The organism is Maribellus maritimus (assembly GCF_022267315.1).
Lineage (GTDB): Bacteria > Bacteroidota > Bacteroidia > Bacteroidales > Prolixibacteraceae > Draconibacterium > Draconibacterium maritimum.
Genome location: NZ_JAIKLE010000014.1, coordinates 124,398 through 145,939 on the forward strand (window position 1 = coordinate 124,398; position 21,542 = coordinate 145,939).

General features: G+C 38.6%; 17 protein-coding genes. 7 read left to right on the plus strand and 10 right to left on the minus strand.

Annotated elements, in window-relative coordinates; genetic code table 11:
- Window positions 1–127: 127 nt before the first annotated feature.
- The 4 genes from K5G00_RS14115 (at window position 128) to K5G00_RS14130 (ending at window position 5,531) form a co-directional block, all read left to right on the plus strand.
- Window positions 128–820 (plus strand): TonB-dependent receptor plug domain-containing protein, encoded by a 693-nt coding sequence (locus K5G00_RS14115; protein WP_238766821.1) that lies wholly within the window; start codon window positions 128–130, stop codon window positions 818–820.
- Window positions 821–916: 96 nt separating this feature from the next.
- The gene (locus K5G00_RS14120) at window positions 917–1,597 is read left to right on the plus strand and encodes a TonB-dependent receptor plug domain-containing protein (RefSeq protein WP_238766822.1); all 681 of its coding nucleotides are present in this window, start codon (window positions 917–919) and stop codon (window positions 1,595–1,597) included.
- Between the two features lie 131 nt (window positions 1,598–1,728).
- On the plus strand, window positions 1,729–4,044 hold the full coding sequence (locus K5G00_RS14125; RefSeq protein ID WP_238766823.1) for a glycosyl hydrolase family 95 catalytic domain-containing protein: 2,316 nt from the start codon (window positions 1,729–1,731) through the stop codon (window positions 4,042–4,044).
- Window positions 4,045–4,148: 104 nt separating this feature from the next.
- On the plus strand, window positions 4,149–5,531 hold the full coding sequence (locus K5G00_RS14130; protein WP_238766824.1) for a hypothetical protein: 1,383 nt from the start codon (window positions 4,149–4,151) through the stop codon (window positions 5,529–5,531).
- A 3-nt stretch (window positions 5,532–5,534) separates the two neighbouring features.
- Here K5G00_RS14130 and K5G00_RS14135 read toward each other — a convergent pair whose 3' ends face one another.
- From K5G00_RS14135 to K5G00_RS14145, 3 genes are all read right to left on the minus strand, one after another.
- Window positions 5,535–6,425 (minus strand): DUF4249 domain-containing protein, encoded by an 891-nt coding sequence (locus K5G00_RS14135; RefSeq protein WP_238766825.1) that lies wholly within the window; start codon window positions 6,423–6,425, stop codon window positions 5,535–5,537.
- Window positions 6,426–6,435: 10 nt separating this feature from the next.
- Window positions 6,436–8,781 (minus strand): TonB-dependent receptor, encoded by a 2,346-nt coding sequence (locus K5G00_RS14140; RefSeq protein ID WP_238766826.1) that lies wholly within the window; start codon window positions 8,779–8,781, stop codon window positions 6,436–6,438.
- Between the two features lie 278 nt (window positions 8,782–9,059).
- A complete protein-coding gene (locus K5G00_RS14145; protein ID WP_238766827.1) occupies window positions 9,060–10,478 on the minus strand; it encodes a sialate O-acetylesterase in 1,419 nt (472 codons plus the stop codon).
- 122 nt (window positions 10,479–10,600) lie between these two features.
- Here K5G00_RS14145 and K5G00_RS14150 point away from each other — a divergent pair, with 122 nt between their 5' ends.
- Complete coding sequence (locus K5G00_RS14150) at window positions 10,601–11,488, plus strand: SMP-30/gluconolactonase/LRE family protein (RefSeq protein WP_238766828.1); 888 nt, start codon at window positions 10,601–10,603, stop codon at window positions 11,486–11,488.
- On the opposite strand, the gene K5G00_RS14155 is transcribed toward K5G00_RS14150, so the two are convergent.
- A complete protein-coding gene (locus tag K5G00_RS14155) occupies window positions 11,485–13,134 on the minus strand; it encodes an alpha-L-fucosidase (RefSeq protein WP_238766829.1) in 1,650 nt (549 codons plus the stop codon). The two genes, K5G00_RS14150 and K5G00_RS14155, sit on opposite strands and share 4 nt — an antisense overlap.
- A 265-nt stretch (window positions 13,135–13,399) precedes the next feature.
- Here K5G00_RS14155 and folE point away from each other — a divergent pair, with 265 nt between their 5' ends.
- On the plus strand, window positions 13,400–14,122 hold the full coding sequence (gene folE, locus K5G00_RS14160; RefSeq protein ID WP_238766830.1) for a GTP cyclohydrolase I FolE: 723 nt from the start codon (window positions 13,400–13,402) through the stop codon (window positions 14,120–14,122).
- Between the two features lie 8 nt (window positions 14,123–14,130).
- Here folE and K5G00_RS14165 read toward each other — a convergent pair whose 3' ends face one another.
- The 3 genes from K5G00_RS14165 to trhO form a co-directional block, all read right to left on the minus strand.
- The gene (locus K5G00_RS14165) at window positions 14,131–15,297 is read right to left on the minus strand and encodes a sialidase family protein (protein WP_238766831.1); all 1,167 of its coding nucleotides are present in this window, start codon (window positions 15,295–15,297) and stop codon (window positions 14,131–14,133) included.
- Between the two features lie 86 nt (window positions 15,298–15,383).
- On the minus strand, window positions 15,384–16,358 hold the full coding sequence (locus K5G00_RS14170; RefSeq protein WP_238766832.1) for a tRNA dihydrouridine synthase: 975 nt from the start codon (window positions 16,356–16,358) through the stop codon (window positions 15,384–15,386).
- A gap of 126 nt (window positions 16,359–16,484) precedes the next feature.
- Window positions 16,485–17,528: an oxygen-dependent tRNA uridine(34) hydroxylase TrhO gene (trhO, locus tag K5G00_RS14175; RefSeq protein WP_238766833.1), complete on the minus strand. Its 1,044-nt coding sequence runs from the start codon at window positions 17,526–17,528 to the stop codon at window positions 16,485–16,487.
- Between the two features lie 328 nt (window positions 17,529–17,856).
- On the opposite strand from trhO, the gene K5G00_RS14180 reads away from it, so the two are divergent.
- On the plus strand, window positions 17,857–18,918 hold the full coding sequence (locus tag K5G00_RS14180; RefSeq protein WP_238766834.1) for a serine hydrolase domain-containing protein: 1,062 nt from the start codon (window positions 17,857–17,859) through the stop codon (window positions 18,916–18,918).
- 56 nt (window positions 18,919–18,974) lie between these two features.
- Here K5G00_RS14180 and K5G00_RS14185 read toward each other — a convergent pair whose 3' ends face one another.
- The 3 genes from K5G00_RS14185 to K5G00_RS14195 form a co-directional block, all read right to left on the minus strand.
- A complete protein-coding gene (locus K5G00_RS14185) occupies window positions 18,975–19,481 on the minus strand; it encodes a TlpA family protein disulfide reductase (protein ID WP_238766835.1) in 507 nt (168 codons plus the stop codon).
- 67 nt (window positions 19,482–19,548) lie between these two features.
- Window positions 19,549–20,499, minus strand: coding sequence for a phosphoribosylaminoimidazolesuccinocarboxamide synthase (locus K5G00_RS14190; protein WP_238766836.1), 951 nt, complete (start codon window positions 20,497–20,499; stop codon window positions 19,549–19,551).
- Between the two features lie 33 nt (window positions 20,500–20,532).
- Window positions 20,533–21,534, minus strand: coding sequence for a PhoH family protein (locus tag K5G00_RS14195; RefSeq protein ID WP_238766837.1), 1,002 nt, complete (start codon window positions 21,532–21,534; stop codon window positions 20,533–20,535).
- Between the last annotated feature and the right edge of the window lie 8 nt (window positions 21,535–21,542).

Below are 21,542 nucleotides of genomic sequence, written 5' to 3' on the forward strand. Positions count from 1 at the left end.
AGCTTTTTTTTTGAGGTGAGAATAGGTTAAAGAACATATTCTTTCTTTAAGAAAATGATTGGTTTTTAAACTTTTGATAGAATAATTAGTCTAAATTTGTTGTAGTTGTTCACCAAAAAAATAGGCCATGAGAATTGTTAACTTTTTTTCTTTCACATGTATCTTCTTTTTTATTTTGGTATTTGGTTCAAAAGCACAAGATAAAGTTATCCATGGAACTGTTACTACTTTTGATAGCATTCGGCTGGCAAAAGTGGATGTAAAAGTAAAAAGTACAGGGCAAATTGTTTTAACCGACAGTTTAGGGAGTTTTACCGTACAGTGTGATAATGAAGATGTTCTAATCGTTAGTGCAAATGGATTTTACAAGCAACGAGTTAAATTGGAACCCAAAATAAAATTTGCTGCAGTAAATCTAAATTTAAAGCCAGGAATCAAAAGCAGGGAACATGCCATTGGTTATGGACATGTAAGGGATGTCGATAAACTTAATGCATTGTCAAATCTCAATGACGATGACATAGACTTTTCGAAATATGCAGATATCTATGAAATTTTGCAAGGTCGTTTTTCAGGTGTACGTGTTGTAAACGGGGAGGTAATCGTGAGAGGAAAAAATACATTTGATCACTTTAATAATGCAGCACTCATCGTAGTTGATGGAATCCAGCGGGACATAACTGCTCTAAGTAATATACCAACCGATCAGGTAAAAAGTATTGATGTTTTAAAGGATGGAAGTTCAGCTATTTATGGAGTTCAAGGTGCAAATGGTGTTGTCGTTATTCGAACTAAAAGTGGAAGTGACGAGAATAAGTAAAGGATAACTAGCACGGAATTTGTTGATCGCTTCCTGTATATTCTTTTTTCAAATTTAGTTTTGAGCAGTGAGTTTAAAAATTTTAAAACAGAAACCATGAATCTAAAAATCTATTATTCGTTACTATTTGCAGTAGCTTTTTTGTTATCGTTGAACTTGCAGGCACAGGATCGAATTATTCACGGATTGGTAACTACTTTTGACAGTATAATGGTAAGCGGTGCAAGTGTTAAAGTAAAAAGTAGCAAACAGGAGGTTTTTACAGATAGCCTCGGAAATTTTTCTGTTGGTGTTGCTAACAACGATGTTCTTGTTATTAGTGCAAAAGGATTTTATAATCAAAGAGTAAAGCTGGACGAGAAATCGAAGCTTGCAGCCATTAATTTGAAACTCAAACCTGGTACAAAGGCTAAAGAGTACGCAATCGGATATGGCTATGTAAGTGATGAAGAAAAGCTGAATGCTTTGTCTTCGCTCGATCGAAATGATATGGATTTCTCACAGTATAGTAACATTTTTGAAATTATTCGCGGGCGTTTTACTGGTGTTCAGGTGGTAAACGGAGAAATTCAAATAAGAGGAGTGAATTCAATCAATTCCAGTACAGCAGCTTTAATTGTTCTTGATGGTGTGACAGTAGATTCAAGTGTATTAAATTCAATACCAACTACACAGGTAAAAAGTATAAATGTGATTAAAGACGGAAGCGCAGCAATTTATGGTGCACGCGGCGCAAACGGAGTCGTAATTATTGAAACCAGAAGAGGAGACGAGTAAAAGAAATTTTGGTAATAAATAGAAAGGGGTAGAATGGCTTATTTGTTAAAACCACTACCCCTTTTGTTTTATGGCTTCTGTAATGAAAATATTAATTCTTATCTTCGGAGTATCAACAAAAACCTGATAAGATGCGAGGAATTTTCAACTCTTTTTTGATTGTTTGTTTGTTTTTATTGTCTTGTGAACCCCATAAAGAAGAAAAACGTGATTTAAAACTTTGGTTTAATGAACCAGCCAGTGAGTGGACTGAAGCCCTTCCGATTGGAAACGGACGGCTTGGTGCTATGGTCTTTGGAACAATTGAAACAGAATATGTTCAATTGAATGAAGAGTCGGTGTGGACAGGTGGCCCTGTTAACCGGGCAAATCCGGAAGCACTAAATTACCTGAGAGAAATCAGACAGTTACTTTTTGAAGGAAAATATGCAGAAGGAGATCGGCTCGCACAGGAAAAAATTATGGGAACACGGTTGGATGGCGGAGTTCATACTTATCAAACTTTGGGTGATCTTTTTCTTCAGTTTGAGGGATTAGAGAATATAAGTAACTACAAAAGAGAACTCGATTTGCGGAATGCAGTTGCAACAACCACATTTGAATCGAATGGAGTGAAATTTACTCGTGAGTTTTTTTCATCACGCCCTGATGAGCTTATTGTTATAAAACTTTCAGCATCCAAAAAAGGAAGTTTAAATTTTAAAACCTGGCTGGAAAGGCCAGGTGACGCAGAAACGGTTTCGGTTGGTGAGAACCAGTTGTTGATGTCTGGTTTTGCGGAATACGAAGGAGAAGGAACCCATTTTGCTTCGATTGTAAATATAAAAAACAATGGAGGTGAAATAATTGCTGAAAATGAAAGTTTAGTCGTTAAGAATGCGGACGAAATTGAAATTCTAATTTCAGGAAGAACGGATTTTTGGGGTGCAGACGAAGTTGAAAAAGCATCGGCTGATATTAAACAAGCAAAGGAAACTGAATTTAAAGCGCTCAAATCAAAACATATTGCAGCCTATCAGAAGCAGTTTAACCGTCTGGATATAGAGTTGAACTCACCAGATACTTTGAATATCCCAACAGATGATAGGTTACAAAGGATAAAGAATGGGGCGCTTGATGCTCATCTGGCAGAATTGTATTTTCAGTTTGGACGTTATCTATTAATCAGTTCTTCACAGCCTGATGGTCTTCCGGCAAATCTGCAAGGAATTTGGGATCCTTCTTTATCGCCGCCATGGAATGCCGATTACCACATTAATATAAATATTCAGATGAATTACTGGCCGTCGCTGGTAACCAATCTTGCAGAATGTCAGCAGCCATTTTTTGAGTTTGTTAAAGGCCTCCGAGAACGTGGTTCAACAACCGCAAAAGAGGTATACGGCTGCAGAGGCTTTGTGGCTCACCACACTACTGATGTTTGGAAATTTACCGACCCAATCGGAATGACCGGTTACGGAATGTGGCCCATGGGCGCTGCCTGGTGTTCCGATCATTTCTGGGAATATTACGAATATACAGGCGATGAACAATTTTTAAAAGAAGAGGCTTATCCGGTTTTAAAAGAAGCTGCGTTGTTTTTTGTTGATTTTTTGGTTGAAAATCCAAAAACCGGATTGCTGGTTTCCGGACCGAGCATGTCGCCTGAAAACAAGTTTATAACCAAAAATGGAGAGGCGGCGGCTGTTTGTATGGGACCTGCCATGGATCACGAAATCATCAGGGAACTTTTTCAAAATTGTATAAAAGCTTCAGAAATATTAAAAGTTGATGCTGAATTTGCCGATACATTAAAAAATAAACTTGCTCAACTTACTCCTTCTCAGATAGGGTCGGATGGCCGTGTATTAGAGTGGTCGGAAGAATTACCTGAGGAAAACCCGGGGCACCGGCATATCTCACATTTGTATGCCCTTTATCCGGGAGAAGAATTTACCAATCCGGATGATCCAAAATGGCTCGAAGCTTCAAGAAAGACCATTGAAGCAAGATTGGCAAACGGAGGAGGACACACGGGCTGGAGCCGCGCCTGGATAATAAATTTTTATGCCCGTTTAAAAGATGGCAAAAAGGCAGAAGAAAATTTACAGGCATTGTTGGCCAAATCAACCCTTCCGAATCTTTTTGATACTCACCCTCCATTTCAAATTGATGGTAATTTTGGTGCCACTGCAGGTATTGCCGAAATGCTGATGCAAAGTCACAATGGTGTATTACAGATTCTACCGGCACTTCCTCCTTCTTGGGAAAGTGGCGAGATAACAGGTTTGCGTTCTCGTGGTGGTTTTGAAATTGATATTAAGTGGGAAGAAAGTGTTTTGAAGGAGTTAAAAATTACTTCTTTACTTGGAAAATCATGCAAGATAATGTACGACGGAAATACTGTTGTTTTTCAGCCCCAGAAAGGAGAACAGCTAATTTTAAACAATCAATTGAAGAAAGTTTAAAAAGAAAATACATTGATTAAAGCGAGCGCTTCCTTTTTCTATACAGTATGTTAGCGAATTTTTTGTATTTTATGGTGTTATTTATTTTAACTAAACCATGAAATATGATGAGGCCATTATTTGTTGTTTTTCCATTTCTGTTATCAATCAGTTTATTTGCGTCAGAAAAAGAAAGTTTAAAATCAAACGACAAAAAATCTTATTCCGTTTATAATAGTTTTGAGGAAGTTTTAAATGCGAAGGATGCGGTGTATTTTGAACCTGTAAGAATTTCTCCGGTGGGAAGTTCTGAGGCTCCAATGTATCACGGATTCTTTTTTTATAATTGTGCGCAGCGCGAGCTATTGGAATTTGACCCGGAAGGAAGATACATGCTGGGGATGCGTATTTTTGTTGAAGGCAGGATTGTTCAGTCGTCAGACAAAGGAGAAATTGGCTACTTTGATTTGGTGGACAACAATAAATGGATAAAAATAGGCGAAACAACTGCCTGGAATTGGCAACAAGGATGCAGGCTACAATGGATTCCCGGCTCATCGGAAGAGATAATCTGGAATGACCGTTCGGATGACGGGAAGAAACTGATAAGCAGGGTTTATAATATAAGAACCAAACAAACACGCACGCTCCCAATTTCCGTTTACACCATTTCGCCCGATGGGCAAACATTGTTATCGGTGAATTTTGAACGTATTGTGCATGCGGGATGCAGATATATGGGAGTGGAAGATCCATATAAAAAACAATGGGCCCCTTCGGAGATTGGAGTCTGGAAAATGGATATGAAAACCGAAAACGTAGAGATGCTTATGTCGGTTCGCGATATGGCGCATATTTTATATCCTGATGGATTACCGGCTGACACAATAAACGGGACATTGTACTTTTTTAGAGAAGGATTTAATCCTTCAGGAGATCGTTTTATTGCATTTATTAAAGATGCACGTGAAACTGAACCGGGAAAGACACAGGCGAGGACCGAAGGTTTTTCTATGAATTTGGATGGTAAAGATGTGAAATACCTGTATCGTGAACCCAGTCATCATTTTTGGATTAACGACAAAGAAATTATGGATAACGGATATCATCCCGATCCTGAAACCGGAAATCGTGTTCGGGGGTATTTCCGTTTTTTAGATGACGATACCGGTGTTCCCAAAGAAAAATATTTTGATGCTCCGAACGGACATATTACCCTGCATAAAAGCGGTGACTGGATTTTAACCGACACATACAATATTAATGGTTTTATCTATCTGTACATGTATCATATTCCAACCAAAAAATTTGTACCGCTTGGTAAATTGGCTTATAAGTTGGGTGGTTATCTGTACCCCTATAATCCTGGAGTTTTAAGAGTAGATTTGCACCCACGTTTTACTCCTGATGGTAAACAGGTAGCTATCGATTCTTCTCACGAAGGATTTGGCCGGCAAATGTATCTGATTGACATCAGCCCGATAGTGGATAACCCACCCCGAAATTAGATATTAATCCTTTAGCTGACTTTCAATCGTTTCATCAATAAGAACAATATTTGAAGTGGAAACGTCATGTGCCGTAAAAAGTCCTAAAACAGTGCTGCCGTCGCTTGCTGTAAAATTACTTTCGATATTGGCAGGAGGGACGCTAAACATTCCTCCTGACATGCTTTGGTTCAACATCTGATAATAGTAGTAGTAAGCAAATTCCGAAATGGATGTTTGTTTTACCTGCACGGTATCTCCAAGATTTAATAGTCTTTCTGACTCCTCATTTGGGTCATGAAAATCAGTGAAAATTTCAAAACCGTTTACATAATTTCCATCCACAAGCTCATCGTTGACCACCATCAGGTATTCAGCTTCATTTAATAATTCATCGTTGATGTAAATGTCCCATTTATAATAATTCCCGAGACCAGGAGTTTCATTTCCAAAAGTAAACACCCCCAAAAAGCGGTGGTCGCCGCGGAGAGAGGAGTGCACCTGAATAGAATCGATAGGTTCAACCTGAGATAATAAATCACTTCCGGTTATTGTAGTGCCATCAGTTGAAATGCTGACGGTGTATTCTTTGCCGGTTTCACCAAAATAGGTTTCGTTTTCAGCAGGCATATAAAGGCCTGTGGTTTCAGTACTTTCGAACAACTGAATGGTGTTGGAAGGTACAGAATTATCAGAAATAGTAACAACTGCATTGCTTAAACCCTCGTACGATTGGTCCGAGCTTACAACCTGCGTTTTATAAACAAATACGTAGGGGTTATTTTCGGTTGTAATTTTAGCTTCAACAGCATATAAATCTACATCTTCGTCGCTGAGCTTTACTTCCACAACATCTTCGCACGCGCTTAAGGCAAATAAAATGGAAGCCAGAATTATATAAATTTTGTTTTTCATGATTTCGAGTTTAAAAAGTGATATTATAGGTTACTGATGGGATAACTGTCCCGATAATTGAAAGCCTTACAGCTTCAGTGATATTCGGATTATCCTCATTGGGTCTGAAATAAATTGAATAGGCATTTCTGCGTGCATAAACGTTATAAAAAGAAACATTTAAAGAACGTTTTACTTTTCGGTGTTCATTTTTTTTGGAGTCATAGGTGAAAGAGAGATCCATTCTGTGGTAATCAGGAATTCGGTTCCCGTTCCGCTTTGAGTAATAAAACATCGTATTTCCCTGTACGTCGTATTTTGCAACCGGATAAGTTATCGGATTTCCGGTCGAAAAAACCCAGTTAGCTGCCACTGAAAGTTGTTTACTGACTTCGTAGTTTAAAACCAACGACAGATCATGGGTTCGATCGTAGGTCGAAGGATACTCTTCGCCATTGTTGATTCCCGGGATTTTTCGCATTGCTTTTGCCAGCGTGTAGCTCGCCCATCCTGTAAACCGCCCCTCCTGTTTTTTTATCAGCATTTCCATGCCGTAAGCATATCCGGTTCCGGTTAAAAGCTCCGTTTCCAGGTCTTCGTTTAAAAAGAGTTCAGCTCCGTCTTTGTAGTCGAGTACATTCTTCATGTCTTTATAATACACCTCAACAGAAGTCTCAATGGCATTATTCCCAAAATTGCGGAAATAGCCTGCTGCAATTTGGTCGGCAATCAATGGTTTGATATATTTACTCGTTGGCAACCATATGTCAAGCGGAGTCGGTGAAGTTGTATTTGAAATGAGATGCAGATTCTGTACCATCCGGTTGTAAGATGCTTTTATCGAGCTGGTTTCACCTGTGGTTAATTTAAGTGATACTCTGGGTTCAAGATGAATATAGGGAGAGCCAATCCGTTCTCCTTTTTTGTATGAAGTTTCACTGATAACTTCATCTGCATTTGGAGCATTCTCATCCTGATACTCTCTTTCTTTTCCTACTCCAATTTGTTGAAAGGCAGATAATCTGAATCCATATTTTACGGTGAGCAAACGACCAATTTTTTGTTCATTTGAAGCGTAAACGGCTCCGTCAACAGCATTGTAGTTGGTAAGCTGTAAAGGTTCAAAGAATGAGTTTTCATTCGCGTCGATATTACCGGGTTCAAAATGGTGTTTGATAATATTAATTCCAAAATTAATCCTGTTGTTGGCATTTAAGAACCACGAAAAATCTTCTTTGAAATTGTAATCTTTGATATGTGAATCCCAGTCAAATTGGTCAGCCGAATTTCCCGGTACACCCAGTTTATAACCATAATTGGAATAAATAAATGAAGTATTCGAAAAGAGTTTGTTTCCAAAAATGTGGTTCCAGCGGGCCGTTCCTGTCACGTTTCCCCAGCGCATATAAATCGATTCTCCCAGTTTGAAATTATCGTCGCCGGTGTAGGCTGAAATATACAGTCGGTCTTTGTGTGAAAACTGGATATTGGTTTTTAAATTTAAATCATAAAAATACAACTTGTTTTCTTTGAGTTCATCCAGTCCCAACATTCTTCCAACTACATCAGCATAGGTTCTTCTGCCTGATACAATAAAACTCCATTTATCCTTAATTACCGGTCCTTCCAAGGTCAGGCGGCTTGATATGTTTCCGATTCCGGCCTGTCCGTGAAATTTGTTGATGTTTCCGTCTTTCATGCGAATATCCACAACAGAGGATGCTTTTCCTCCGTATTTTGAGGGGATTCCGCCTTTGTATACTTCAATATCCTTAATCGCATCGGAATTAAAGACGGAAAAGAAACCCATTAAATGAGAAGCGTTGTAAACAGGTGCCTCGTCCAGAATCATTAAGTTTTCGTCAGGGCCACCACCCCGAACATACAAACCAGAACTTCCCTCTCCTCCGTTTTGGATTCCGGGAAGAAGAGTTATGGTTTTCAAAACATCTACCTCTCCCATAAACGAAGGAAGCTTTTTTACCAGCTTTACCGAAATCTTCTCCATGCTCATTTCGGTGCTTTCGATATTTCTGTCTCGTCTGGTTCCGGTAACTACTACGTCTTCAAGTTGTTTGCTGTCTTCTGCCAACGAGATGTTAAGCACTTTATTTTCTTTCAAATCAACGCCAATTGATTGTGTTTCGTAGCCGATAAAAGAAAAGTTGATCTTGTGGTTCCCGGTTGGCAGGGTTAACGAATAAAAACCATATTGATTTGAAGTAACACCGGTTTGTAATCCAGGGATATAACAGGTGGCGCCAATCAGCGCTTCTCCGCTTGCGGCATCCTTAATATAGCCGCTTACTGTTGAATTTTGTGAATATGTTTTTAGAAAAAGACACAAAAAAGGCAGAACAAGTAAGATTTGTTTCATTGCGAAATTGTTTAATTGTTTTCATAGCTTCTACTGTCTAACGACAGTGAAAATGAAAGAAGGTTGCAAATTGTTTTCTGTTTTCGCTTCAAATTTGAGGAAAGCTAAAAGGAAATCAAAGTCAAAAAACAACGAGTGGTTGGTTTTTGTCGGTTAATGATGCTTTTTGGGGCAGTAAATTAATTTGATAAAAGAGATAAAAAAAATTCCATCAGCAATTCAACTGATGGAATTTTTTCCGGGATATAGTCTAAAATAAAATTTTCCCGTTTCAAATTTTAATTTTCCCAGTCGTCAGTTCGGAAAGATGACGCCGGCAGTCCTTCTGTGTTGTATAACTCACCAACTACAAAATCTTTAAAAGCATATCTCACGGCTACAGGTTCGCCAACCTGGGGCGAAAACACAGTAATTCCCTGGCGGGTGATAAATGCTTCAGCCGGATAAAATCGTTTGTTGTTTCCGGCAATTTCAAAGTTTTCCAGTTTCTTCCCAAAAGTAGTCAGACCGTTTTTTGCGTGGTCAAAGGTAAGTTTTACAACTTGTCCTTCAACTGTCATATCCTTCAAAACAGGCCCTGAATATTCAAAACCACTTTTCCCGTAAGTTTTAGCCAAGGCAAGATAGGCCAGTCTTTCACCTGCGGCTTCCTTGTTTGCAGGGTGTATACAATATTTTTCGCCGGCATCTATTACACAGGCCATCCCGATATTGGGAATATCATCGGCAGCATTTAGCATTGCCTCACGGATAAATGCTGAATTCATACCAGCCTGTCCGTAATCGTAGGGAGCAATTTGTACATAATAAAACGAGAAATCGCCAATTCCCCATTCATCTCGCCAGTTTTCAACCAGTCCGGGCAACAGTTTTTCATATTCTTTAGGTTGGTTTCTGTTGGCTTCTCCCTGGTACCACAAACCACCGGCAATCGCATATCCTACCATGGGTGCAATCATTTTGTTAAATAAGACAGTCGGTGTTTGCTGTGAAAAATCACCGGTCATGTTTTTATCCGGCAGATTTACAAAATCGAAATTTTTGACACCGCTTTCACTCATCCATGGTTCTATCCGGGTTCCTCCCCAACTGGAGCAAATAAGCCCAACCGGAACATCCAGCGCTTTCTGAATCATTCTTCCAAAATAATAAGCGGCGGCACTAAAGTCGGCCACATTTTCAGGAACACATTCCAGCCATTCACCTGTAAAGTCGTTACTTACTTCCATACTTTTTTCACGTTTAACTGTGAATAGATGTATGGATTCGTTTGCCGAAGTTGCAATATCTTCGTTGGCGTTTAAAATCGGTTGGTTAAAATAGCCTGACATTGTCATCTGCATGTTCGACTGCCCTGAGCAAACCCATACTTCGCCTATTAGAACATTGTTTAATTTTTTTGTTTTTCCGTCAGAAATGGAGATTGAAAACGGACCGCCTGCTACAGGAGTTGAAACTTTTACTTTCCACTTCCCGTCGGAATCGGCTTTTGTTGAATAGTTTTTGTTGTTCCACGAAGTGGTAACTTTTACCGTTTTATTGGCAGATGCTGTTCCCCAAATAGCCGCATCGGTTTGTTGCTGTAAAACCATATGGTCGCCAAAAATGGCAGGTAGAGTTATTTCAGCCTTGGAACTTGATGCGGAAATAACAAACAGAAATACAAAAAGAAAGTAAGTAATTTGAGACTTCTTCATGATTTTGGTTGATTTAGATATTATATTATTTTAGATACTGCCCCAAATATACCAAATCCAAACTCGAGTTGATTGCTACTTCGGAAAGAATACATAAATTTATCATATTAAATCAACACAAAATGAAAAAATTGGGTCTCTTACTTTTTTTTGTAATCATACTTTATTCTGTAGTTTTTGGACAAAGCAAGAATTATACTATTCGTGGGGCTCAGGTTGAAAAAGCAGGAACAGGTTATTCTTTTACCGAGGGGCCTGCGGTGGCACCCGATGGGCGTGTATATTTTACAGATCAGCCCAACGACAAAATTTATGTTTGGGATGAGAAAGAAGGAATCTCGCTTTGGTTGGAAGGCACGAACCGTTCCAATGGATTGTACTTTAATAAAAAGGGTGAATTGGTTACCTGTGCTGATTTATATAATCAACTGGCTTATTTTGATGCGAATAAGACACTAAATATCCTTCACGAAGGATATAACGGGAAATTGCTAAATGCACCCAACGATTTGTGGATTGCTCCGGACGGCGGGATTTATTTTTCAGATCCCTATTATCATCGCAAATGGTGGGAGAAAGGTCGTGGTGAAGAGCAGGAGGTGAGGGGTGTTTACTATTTGAATCCAAACGGGAAAATAATACGTGTAATTGACGATTTTAAACAGCCCAATGGTTTGATTGGTACACCCAGCGGTAAAATTCTCTATGTTTCCGATATTAACGACGGCAAAATCTGGAAATATGATGTTCAACCCGATGGTAGTTTGGCAAACAAAACCTTTTTTGCCCCCAAAGGTTCTGACGGCATGACCGTTGACAATGCAGGAAATATTTACCTTACGTCGGGAAAGGTGTGGGTTTACTCTCCAACAGGTGAACTGGTGCAGGAAATCGAAGTCCCGGAAAAACCTTCAAATGTTTGTTTCGGAGGTAAAAAACGAAATATTCTTTTTATTACTGCCAGAACTTCAGTCTATACAATTAAATTGAAAGTAAAAGGAGTAGATTAAAACTTAACTCTGACAATATCGCCGTATACCCTCAATTTTGGATGGTCGATAAATGCTCTTACCTGATATTCTTTTCCTGATGTTTTCAGATTTGGTTTTATGCTGAATTCGCTGTTTGTCGAAATCTGGATAGTTTGTGTTTCTTTCCATTCATCTGAATACAATTCTTCTACAAAGCCGGCATATTCGCGATATTGAAAACCGACTTTCAATTTTTTTCCATCCCCCATTTTTACTACTTCACCATTAAAAACCAGAGATTCAGTAGTTCCTGTTGTTATTTCAGCATTTTTTGTAAGCACAACCGGAGGTACAAGTGCGGGCTCCACATTGCTTAGTTTCAAAACAACCGGATTTGTCCATTTGCTGTTGTTATAAATCCGTTGCGCACGTACGCACGAAATCTGAAGTCCGTCTTCTTTTTGTTCAAAATAAGTTTTTGCATCGGTTGATGGCTGATATTCTACCAATTCGCCTGATTGCCCCAACACACTCACTCCGGTATTTTCATTTGCAGTCACTGATTTTAGAGTAAACTCCCGTCGTGTTCCTTTCTCCCAATCAGAGATTTTTGTTAGAAATGCGTACAGTGTTTTTTCCTCCGGTTTCCATGTAAACCAAATGTCACCTTCATTGGGAAGAATCCAAGAACTGACTTTCTCTACAGACTCGCCATTTATAAAGTTCCAGGCGGCCATTTCACGCAGATTTTCTTCCTGTTGTTCCGGAAGTTCTCCATCAGGTTTTGGCCCAACATTTAATAATAAATTTCCTCCTTTTGCACGGGTTTCAATCAATATTTCGATTAAACGTGCTCCGGTTTTATATTCCTCATTTGTTGGTTTGTAAGCCCATTGGGTTCCCATGGTAATACACGATTCCCATGGTTCATCAGATGCAATTCCCAAAAGAGTTTGTTCCGGTGTTTGAATAGCTCCCCGTGTTACAACAATATTGGGTTGGAGTTCCCATACTACTTCTTTACATTTTTCCTGTAAAGGACCCTCGCCCCCGTCAAAAAAGATAACATCAATTTCACCATATTGTGCCATTAGCTCCATGCATTGCAACTCAACCAATTCCAGGTATTTTGCCATTATGTTTTGTGGAATTGGATCAGGGAATCTTCGTCTTACCGGTAAATCGTTTTCATATAAAAAGTTAAAGTCCTCCGGCGAAAAATAAAATCCGACCGCTAATCCTGCTTCTCTGGTGGCGTCAACGTATTCTTTTATCAGGTCTTTCCCATACGGGGTATTGGTTATGTTGAAATCGGTTGTTTTGGTATCCCACATACAAAAGCCGGAATGGTGTTTTGTTGTAAAAACAATGTATTTCATTCCGGCAAGTTTAGCCAGATTGGCAATTTCTTCCGGATCGTAATCTTTCGGATTAAATGTTTTGGGCAATTCGTTTACAAAACGGTTTAAGTAATCGTCGGAAGCACCGGCCATGGAATGACTGATGACAATTCCCAGCTGACTGTCGAAACTAAAATGAATAAACATCCCAAACCCCAGTTCCCTGAACCATTCCAGACGTTCTGTTTTATTAAGGTTTAGGAAATCGCTGTTATCTTCCTCCTGTTGAGCAAATATAAAATTAGTGGAAAATATAAGTAAAAGAATTATTGGAACTTTTTTCATAACAGAACTAGGTTTTATGGTTTGAAAATAATCTTTACAGCCCTAAAATAACCAATTGTTTTGAAAAAATACTTTACCGTGCTGCACTTCTTGCTCTCAGTTCTAATTCTTTTTCAGAACTGATGTGTAAAAGCCAGGGAATTTTGATTTTAATAAGACGAAAATAGATTTGTTTAAAAAAATGTAAACTAATCTTAAACAAAACACTCTGTCGTCTGTTTTAAATATCGTTTTCGATTTTGTTAAATAATTGAAGCAGGAAACGATGAAAGAAGGAATTGTACTTAAAAAAATAAATGGGAACACTAAAATCAACGGTAACGGGCATTCAAAAGAAAAATTGAACGGACATGCTGTTATCGGTGACAATCATATTGCAACTTCAATAGAAACGCCGTTAAAAAAGGATGCTTTTGTTTTGTCGGACAAGAAGAAGATGGAAATTATTGAGGATAAATTTCGCGATATAATGGACACACTTGGCCTCGATTTAACTGATGATAGTTTGAGTGGCTCTCCGCGCCGGGTGGCAAAAATGTTTGTGCAGGAGATTTTTTATGGATTGGATCCCAAAAACAAACCGGCCATTTCGGTTTTTGAAAATAAATTCAAATACGGTGAAATGTTAGTGGAGAAAGATATTAACATGAATTCGTTTTGCGAGCATCACTTTTTACCCATTGTTGGGAAAGCGCACGTTGCTTATTTTTCAAGTGGTCAGGTTATTGGGCTTTCAAAGATAAACCGGATTGTTGATTATTTTGCACGCCGCCCGCAAGTACAGGAGCGTTTAACAGTGCAAATTGCCAGTGAATTAAAAAAGATTCTGAAAACCGAAGACGTTGCGGTTGTTATCGATGCAAAACACATGTGTGTATCATGCCGCGGAATTAGAGATGAAAGCAGCACAACGGTTACCGCAGAATACTCAGGAAAATTCAAAGACAAATCTGTTCGCGAAGAGTTTCTGAAATATTTAAATCTTTAGAAGCAGTATCAGTTGTGATATTTAGCAATTTCTGATTTCTCGAAATCTTTGAAATTTTTTATTCGTTTGAAAAGAATATAATTGGAGTCGTGGCAATTGTGCGCAGGTACTTTCCCATCGTCGAAAGCTGTGCGGATAACGGCAACCATATCGTCTCCATCAATTAGCCAGTCGGCATATTGAAATCCATGTGCAAAGTAATCCGGATTATAAATGACATGTTCATGAACGGTCCAGGCTTTTAGGTCGGGCGACGAAGCCAGCGACAAACAATTTCGGGTTCTTTCCGGATTATAGCCAATGTCTTTTTTGAAATTGGTTAATGTCCAGTATCTTTTTGATTTTTCATCGTAACGAATTGTAAATTTTTTGCAACCGCCCGGGAAATGGATAAAACCTTCTTTCGGGTTAAATTCTGCTTTTTTTCCTTCTTCGGAAATATTAATAATAGCTGCGTAATCGCCGTTCTTTTTTTCATTTACGCGCAGTATATTTACAATTTCATTGTCTGCTGTTTTTACCGCATTTCCTTCCAGCCAGGCATCTCCAACAGGCCACTCCGGATTGTAGTGAATATGATTTGAAGCGGTCCAGTTTTTAGCTTTTAATAAATCGCTGTTCACTGGTGCCGACAAAACCAACGATTCAAAATTAACACCCCATTTTTCCGGCGGATTCCGAACTTCAGTTGCCCTGTAAATTCTTCCATCTTTTATAATTACCGGCATAGCCGCAGTGTGGTATTCAAAATCATCGCGAAGCAAACCAGAGTTTTTATCTTTTGGAGTTGTCCACGTGTGTCCACCGTCTGTACTTTTGCGAATTACAAAATTGCCGTACTGTCCGTCGGTTCCCAATAAATAAAGTTCATTATTCAAAACAAACAGGTTCGACCAGAACATACCTTTTACATCAGCAATTTTTTCCCAGCTTTTTCCTTTGTTTTTAGATTGAAATACCGATCCATTTCTGGATTTTCCGTCAATTTTTCCAAAATAATCATTACTCACTACATAGGTTCCATCGCCAAGAATCGCAATGCTAGGGCTGCCCAAATAAATTTCACTTTCAGGATTGGAATAATTAACGGCAACTCCCGGAAGTTTTTTTGCGACTGACTGTGTTGAAATACCTGCGAAAAGAAACAGGAAAAATAAAGTGGATAGAATTCGCATAATTGGTTTAGATAAAATGATTTTTGCGAATGTATCATTTTTTGAGGATGGATAAAATTTTATTTTTGAAAATGAGAAGGAATGTGTTATGTAAAATAAGAATACACTTCGTCGTAATTTTTTACATTCATTAAGTCGGCGCGTAATTTTGCTGCGCCTTCAAAACTGTTGAGATAGATTTTATAAAAACGTTTCAAAATGTTGAAGTTTTTTTCGGGGCTCCAGGTCTTTTCAAAAAGTTTTGTGTGAGCTATTAATTTATGAATTCGTTCTTCTTTCGAAATTTCCGTTTTTTCAGGCATAAAAAACCAGGGATTCTGAAAGATTCCGCGCCCAACCATTATGCCATTTACTCCGGTTTCTTCCATGCGTTGCAAGCCTTGTTTGTAAGAAAAAATATCGCCGTTTCCGTGTAGCGGAATTTCCGGTTTTTTTTCATTTTTTAGCTGTACGGCTTTTGCAATTTCTTCCCAGTTGGCATTGCCTTCCGATTGCTGGCGTTGTGTGCGTCCGTGTAAAATTATGGCTGCCGGATTTACTTCCAATAAATTCGAGATCCATTCTTCTGTTTGATGCTGTTTTATTCCTGTTCGGGTTTTTACACTCACAGGAAGCTGGGTGCCTTCCTTGGTTGCCAGAACAATTTCTTTTGCGAGTTCCGGTTCGCCAATCAACGCACTGCACGCACCAATTTTAAACACCTTTTTTACCGGGCACCCCATGTTGATATCAATTCCGTCGAACTGATAATTCTTGGAAATATATTTGGCAATGTTGTGGTAAATCTCCGGATTTCGTCCCCAAATTTGAGCAACCAGTTTGATGTTTAATTTTTGCAGCAATTCACGTTCTGAGTCGTTTACAATCAGGCGTTCAGAAACACGTTCCCGACCTACCGGATGATTCATTCCTTCCACTGAGGTAAATTCTGTAAAAACTACATGAAGTTTTCCGGGAGTTGTCATGCCCATTACTATTTCACGAAAAACAGTGTCCGTCACGTCTTCCATGGGGGCAAGGGAAAAAACTGGTTCTTTATATTCTCTCCAGAAATTATTCATCGCGATGCAAAATTATCAAATCTCAATCATCAAAAAACATGTAAAATTTAAATCTCCAAAAAACAAGCTTCAAATCATTCAAATCAAAAATTCATTAAGCTTGAAGTTGTTGTTATTTGAGTTTTGTTATTTGCTTATTGGAGCTTCTGACTTCTTCTCTGCTCTGACTAATGCTAAACTTTTTCTATACTTTCGGCTATTCCCAAAAATGTAGCGATTTTGGGCTGCGTGATTATGACCGGCTTTTTCTTCTGTACATTCGGGTGTGCAACATCCGTCGTATTTTTCACGGCATTCGTCGCACTGAATAAAAAGCAGATGACAACTATCATTGGCGCAGTTGGTATGCGTGTCGCAAGGTTTTCCACACTGGTGGCAATGAGAAATAACTTCCCCGCTTACACTTTCGCCCATGCGTTCGTCAAAAACAAAGTTTTTACCAATAAATTTTGGTTGAAGCTCAGCCGCTTTTATTTGGCGCGCATATTCCAAAACGCCTCCATGAAGCTGGTTTACATCTTCAAAACCGTTATGTTTCAAATAGGCGCTGGCTTTTTCGCAGCGAATTCCACCGGTGCAATACAACAGAATTTTTTTGTCTTTTTTGTCTTCCAGCAAATCAGTTACAATCTCCAATTCTTCGCGAAACGTATCTGCCTCCGGACAAATTGCTCCTTCAAAATGGCCAATTTCACTTTCGTAAAAATTGCGCATATCTACAACAACTGTATTTTCCTGACCGATGTAATTGTGAAATTCCAGGCCGGTCAAATGTTTTCCAACGTTTGTAACATCGTAAGCTCCGTCATCCAAACCATCGGCAACCAATTTTGGGCGCACTTTTATGGTGAGTTTATAAAACGATTTTCCGTCGTCTTCGATGGCATATTTTATTGGAATTCCTTGTAAAATTTTATACTTCTCAAGTGTTTGCAAAAAAGCTTCAAAATGATGTTCCGGCACACTCATTTGCGCATTAATTCCTTCGCGTGCTACGTAAATTCGCCCGAAACAATCCAGCGGAAACCAGTCGCGGAAAATATTGTCTCTAAATTCCTGCGGGTTTTCCAGATAGTGATATTTATAAAACGAAATGGTTTTTCGCTCAAAGGTTTCTTTCTGTAACCTTTGTTTCAGCTCCTCTTTATTGACTCTGTTGTATAAATGCATTTTGAAAATATCAAAAAAATTGTGGCGCAAAAATAATTATTTCAACAATAAAGAGCAAAAAAGAGTTTTTATTCTGAAAATTAGTTTGAAAATCATCTATTATCTTTTATAAATTCAAATGGGAATATTTAAAAATATGTGTGTTTTTCCTTAGTTTTGATTTTTTAACAGAGCGTCAGGTGTCTTTTGCAGAAGGAATGAAGTTTAGTATGGCGCAATTTACTGTATCCCTATATTCGTGAGGGGCTCTTTTTTCATCGGATTGGGCAAAACCTGCGTTATGGTTGAATCAAATAAAGCTTTATAATATCAATAAATAGAAAGGAATATGAAAGCAATCATTGTAACTTTTCTTTTTTTTTCATTTTTTCTGTTTTCCTGCGGTACTAAAGAGCCCAAAATTGCTGAGGCTGAAACGCTGATTCAAAATTTAAAAGAAGAAGGCCAGTCGGTGGGCTGGTCGGTAACCGTTTCTATCGACGGTAAAATAATTATGTCGGAAGGTTTTGGCTATGGTAACCTGGAACAACAAACGCCGGTTTATCCCGATAAAACCCGTTTCCGGATTGGAAGTATTTCAAAAGCATTAACGGCTGCAGGTTTGGGGGTTCTAATGAGACAAGGAAAAATTGATTTGGATGCGCATGTCCGGAAATATGTACCTGATTTTCCTGAAAAGAAATATCCGATAACTGTGCGGCAAGTGGCCGGTCATGTTGCGGGGATTCGGCACTACAACGGAACTGAATTTCTTTCGTCAAAATATTATGAAACCGTTGAGGAAGGACTTGATATTTTCAAAAACGACACACTACTTTTTGAACCCGGAACAAAGTATAGATATTCCAGTTACGGATTTAATTTGTTAAGCGCTGTGATGGAAGCTGCGTCGGGCGAAGAGTTTTTGAGTTATATGAAAAAGGCAGTGTTTGATCCGCTGCAAATGACACAGACGCTTCCTGAATATCACGATTCCATTGTTCCGTTTCGTTCAGGATATTACGCAACAACGGAAGACGGAAAAGATATTAATGCTCCATATGTTGATAACAGTTACAAATGGGCCGGCGGTGGTTTTCTTTCAACAACGGAGGATTTGGTAAAATTTGGAAATGCAATACTGGATAATGTATTGTTCTCGGAAGAAGTAACGAAAGAATTAACGACTTCGCAAAAAACAAACGATGGCAAAAAAACGGGCTACGGAATGGGATTTGCTGTCCGCGAAACCAGTTATGGAAGAAAGTATTTCGGACACACCGGAGGTTCGGTTGGCGGAACAAGTAATCTGATGATTTTTCCTGAAAAGAAAATGGTGATTGCAGCAACAACAAACGATTCGAACTCGAAAGTTACCAACCTGGATGATCTGGTAGAGGTATTTTATTAAGAATAAAGCCTAAAAAAACGGGTGAAATGCCCGGTTAAATTTTATCCTTGTTTGTATTATTTCAGCAAATTTTCAACTTTTTCCTTCATTGCATTAAATTCTTTCTCTTCAAAACCAATCGACGATTCTACGATTTTTCCATCCTTATTGATGATGAAATTACGCGGAATATTTTGTTTGGCATAAATCGAAAAAACTTTCCTGTCAGGATCCGGCGAAAACGGCATCGTAAATCCCTGTTCGCTTGTGAACGTGTTTATCTCATCCCAGCTGTGTTCACGGCCTAAAATAATTAACACAAAATCTTTGTTGTCTTTGTATTTGTCGTAAACTTCTTTCTGAAGATGAGGAAGTTCTTTTCTGCAGGGAGGGCACCATGTTGCAAAAAAGTTGATCCAAACCACTTTCCCTTTAAAATCAGAAAGTTTCTGCATTTTTCCAGGTGCCGTTTCAAAAGTAAAATCAGGCGCTTTTTCACCTTTTTTTGCCATTGTAAACTCATCCTGTGCAAACATACTTCCTGTAAAAAGGAATAAGAAGGCGATAAAAATGATTTGTTTCATTGTTGTTTATTTCTACTTTTCTTATTCAGCGGGTGATTCATGTTCACCCGCTGAATATTTTGAATAATTAAGCTTTTTCTTTTAAGAATTCATTCACCGAAGCCTCAATTCTGTCGTTGATTTTTGCAGTGTCCGATTTTTGAAAAGTATCACCTGTAATGTTTTCGAAAAGTTCGATGTAACGCTCAGAAACCGAGTTTATAAATTCTTCTGACATCTCAGGAATGGTTTGTCCTTCTTTTCCCTGGAAACCATTTTCAATTAACCACTGGCGTACAAATTCTTTCGAAAGTTGTTTTTGTTTTTCGCCTTTGGCAAGTCTTTCTTCGTAACCTTCAGCATAAAAATAGCGTGAAGAATCGGGAGTATGAATTTCGTCGATAAGGTAGATTTTACCGTCTTTTTTACCAAATTCATATTTTGTATCCACGAGTATCAACCCCTTTTCTGCTGCAATTTCAGTACCTCGTTGAAACAATTTCCGGGTGTAATCTTCCAGCATTTCGTATTCAGCTTTATCAACCAATCCCTGCGCAATAATTTCATCGCGCGAAATATCTTCATCGTGACCTTCGTCTGCTTTGGTGGTTGGCGTCAATATTGGCTCCTCAAACTTTTGGTTTTCAACCATTCCATCCGGCATTGGTACACCACACAATGAACGTTTCCCGTCGCGGTATTCACGCCATGCATGACCTGTGAGATAGCCACGAATAACCATTTCAACTTTATAAGGTTCGCAAAAATGGCCAACAGTTACATTTGGGTCCGGCGATGCAATTTTCCAGTTCGGAACGATGTCGGCTGTAGCATTCAGAAATTTTTCTGCAATCTGGTTTAAAACCTGTCCTTTAAACGGAATACCTTTGGGCAAAACTACATCAAATGCTGAAATACGATCGGAGACGACCATTACTAAAAAGTCGTCGTTGATATTATAAACATCTCTAACTTTTCCGTGGTAAACATTTTTTTGTCCCGGAAAATTGAAATCTGTTTTTGTTAATGCGTTGCTCATATTATTATTTTTTTGTTACTGATATAACGTTGATTATTTTTCTTTGTTCTTGTCTCTATTTGCCCTGACTTTTTCTTTTTTTATTTCTGCTTCTTCAGAATATTTGTCGTAAGCATCAACAATATCGCGAACCAGTCTGTGCCTTACTATATCTTTTTTGTTAAACTCAATAATTGAAATTGACTTAATCTTTCTCAGAATTTTTAATGCATGTAATAGTCCTGAATGACTTTTTCTGGGCAAATCAATTTGGGTTACATCTCCTGTAATGATAAACTTGGCGTTCAGCCCCATCCTTGTAAGGAACATTTTTAGCTGGTTAACCGTAGTGTTTTGTGCTTCGTCCAGAATAACAAAGGCGTTGCTTAAAGTTCGGCCCCGCATAAACGCCAGCGGAGCAATCTGGATGGTTCCGTCTTTCATAAACTCCTCGAGCTTTTTGGGTGGAATCATATCCTGCAACGCATCATAGAGCGGTTGTAAGTACGGGTCAATTTTCTCTTTTAAATCACCGGGAAGGAACCCCAGGTTTTCTCCGGCTTCCACAGCAGGTCGGCTGAGAATTATCTTTTTTATTTGTTTATTTTTTAGCGCTTTTACAGCCAGTCCGATAGCCGTATATGTTTTTCCTGTTCCGGCAGGACCAATGGCGAAAATTAAATCGTTTTCTTCACTTTCCTCTACCAGAATTCGCTGGTTGGGAGTTCTCGCCCGAATTGGTTTTCCTGAATTTCCAAAAACAATAATGTCTTTCTCCGACGTTCCGTTTTCTTCAAAAGTTGATACGCCCGATGCAAGGATTTCCAGAATAATTTCTTCCGTTAAAATATTGTATTGAAAAAAGTGGTTGAGCAGGAGTGCAAATTTTTTCTCAAACTGTTTTATCTCTTTTTCTTCACCCTGAACAAAGAGTGAGTTACCACGTGCGGCAATATTTATTTTAGGGAAAAGTTTTTTTATAAGGTTTATTTTTACATTGTTGATCCCGTAAAACTCCAACGGGTCAATCCCTTCAAGATAGATTTGTTTTTCCAATAATTTGT

What these genes read in the sequence shown, in the direction of transcription:
- K5G00_RS14115 (WP_238766821.1), top strand. Translation starts at nt 128, where the DNA reads ATGAGAATTGTTAACTTTTTTTCTTTCACATGTATCTTCTTTTTTATT.
- K5G00_RS14120 (WP_238766822.1), top strand. Translation starts at nt 917, where the DNA reads ATGAATCTAAAAATCTATTATTCGTTACTATTTGCAGTAGCTTTTTTG.
- K5G00_RS14125 (WP_238766823.1), top strand. Translation starts at nt 1,729, where the DNA reads ATGCGAGGAATTTTCAACTCTTTTTTGATTGTTTGTTTGTTTTTATTG.
- K5G00_RS14130 (WP_238766824.1), top strand. Translation starts at nt 4,149, where the DNA reads ATGATGAGGCCATTATTTGTTGTTTTTCCATTTCTGTTATCAATCAGT.
- K5G00_RS14135 (WP_238766825.1), bottom strand. Translation starts at nt 6,425, where the DNA reads ATGAAAAACAAAATTTATATAATTCTGGCTTCCATTTTATTTGCCTTA.
- K5G00_RS14140 (WP_238766826.1), bottom strand. Translation starts at nt 8,781, where the DNA reads ATGAAACAAATCTTACTTGTTCTGCCTTTTTTGTGTCTTTTTCTAAAA.
- K5G00_RS14145 (WP_238766827.1), bottom strand. Translation starts at nt 10,478, where the DNA reads ATGAAGAAGTCTCAAATTACTTACTTTCTTTTTGTATTTCTGTTTGTT.
- K5G00_RS14150 (WP_238766828.1), top strand. Translation starts at nt 10,601, where the DNA reads ATGAAAAAATTGGGTCTCTTACTTTTTTTTGTAATCATACTTTATTCT.
- K5G00_RS14155 (WP_238766829.1), bottom strand. Translation starts at nt 13,134, where the DNA reads ATGAAAAAAGTTCCAATAATTCTTTTACTTATATTTTCCACTAATTTT.
- folE (WP_238766830.1), top strand. Translation starts at nt 13,400, where the DNA reads ATGAAAGAAGGAATTGTACTTAAAAAAATAAATGGGAACACTAAAATC.
- K5G00_RS14165 (WP_238766831.1), bottom strand. Translation starts at nt 15,297, where the DNA reads ATGCGAATTCTATCCACTTTATTTTTCCTGTTTCTTTTCGCAGGTATT.
- K5G00_RS14170 (WP_238766832.1), bottom strand. Translation starts at nt 16,358, where the DNA reads ATGAATAATTTCTGGAGAGAATATAAAGAACCAGTTTTTTCCCTTGCC.
- trhO (WP_238766833.1), bottom strand. Translation starts at nt 17,528, where the DNA reads ATGCATTTATACAACAGAGTCAATAAAGAGGAGCTGAAACAAAGGTTA.
- K5G00_RS14180 (WP_238766834.1), top strand. Translation starts at nt 17,857, where the DNA reads ATGAAAGCAATCATTGTAACTTTTCTTTTTTTTTCATTTTTTCTGTTT.
- K5G00_RS14185 (WP_238766835.1), bottom strand. Translation starts at nt 19,481, where the DNA reads ATGAAACAAATCATTTTTATCGCCTTCTTATTCCTTTTTACAGGAAGT.
- K5G00_RS14190 (WP_238766836.1), bottom strand. Translation starts at nt 20,499, where the DNA reads ATGAGCAACGCATTAACAAAAACAGATTTCAATTTTCCGGGACAAAAA.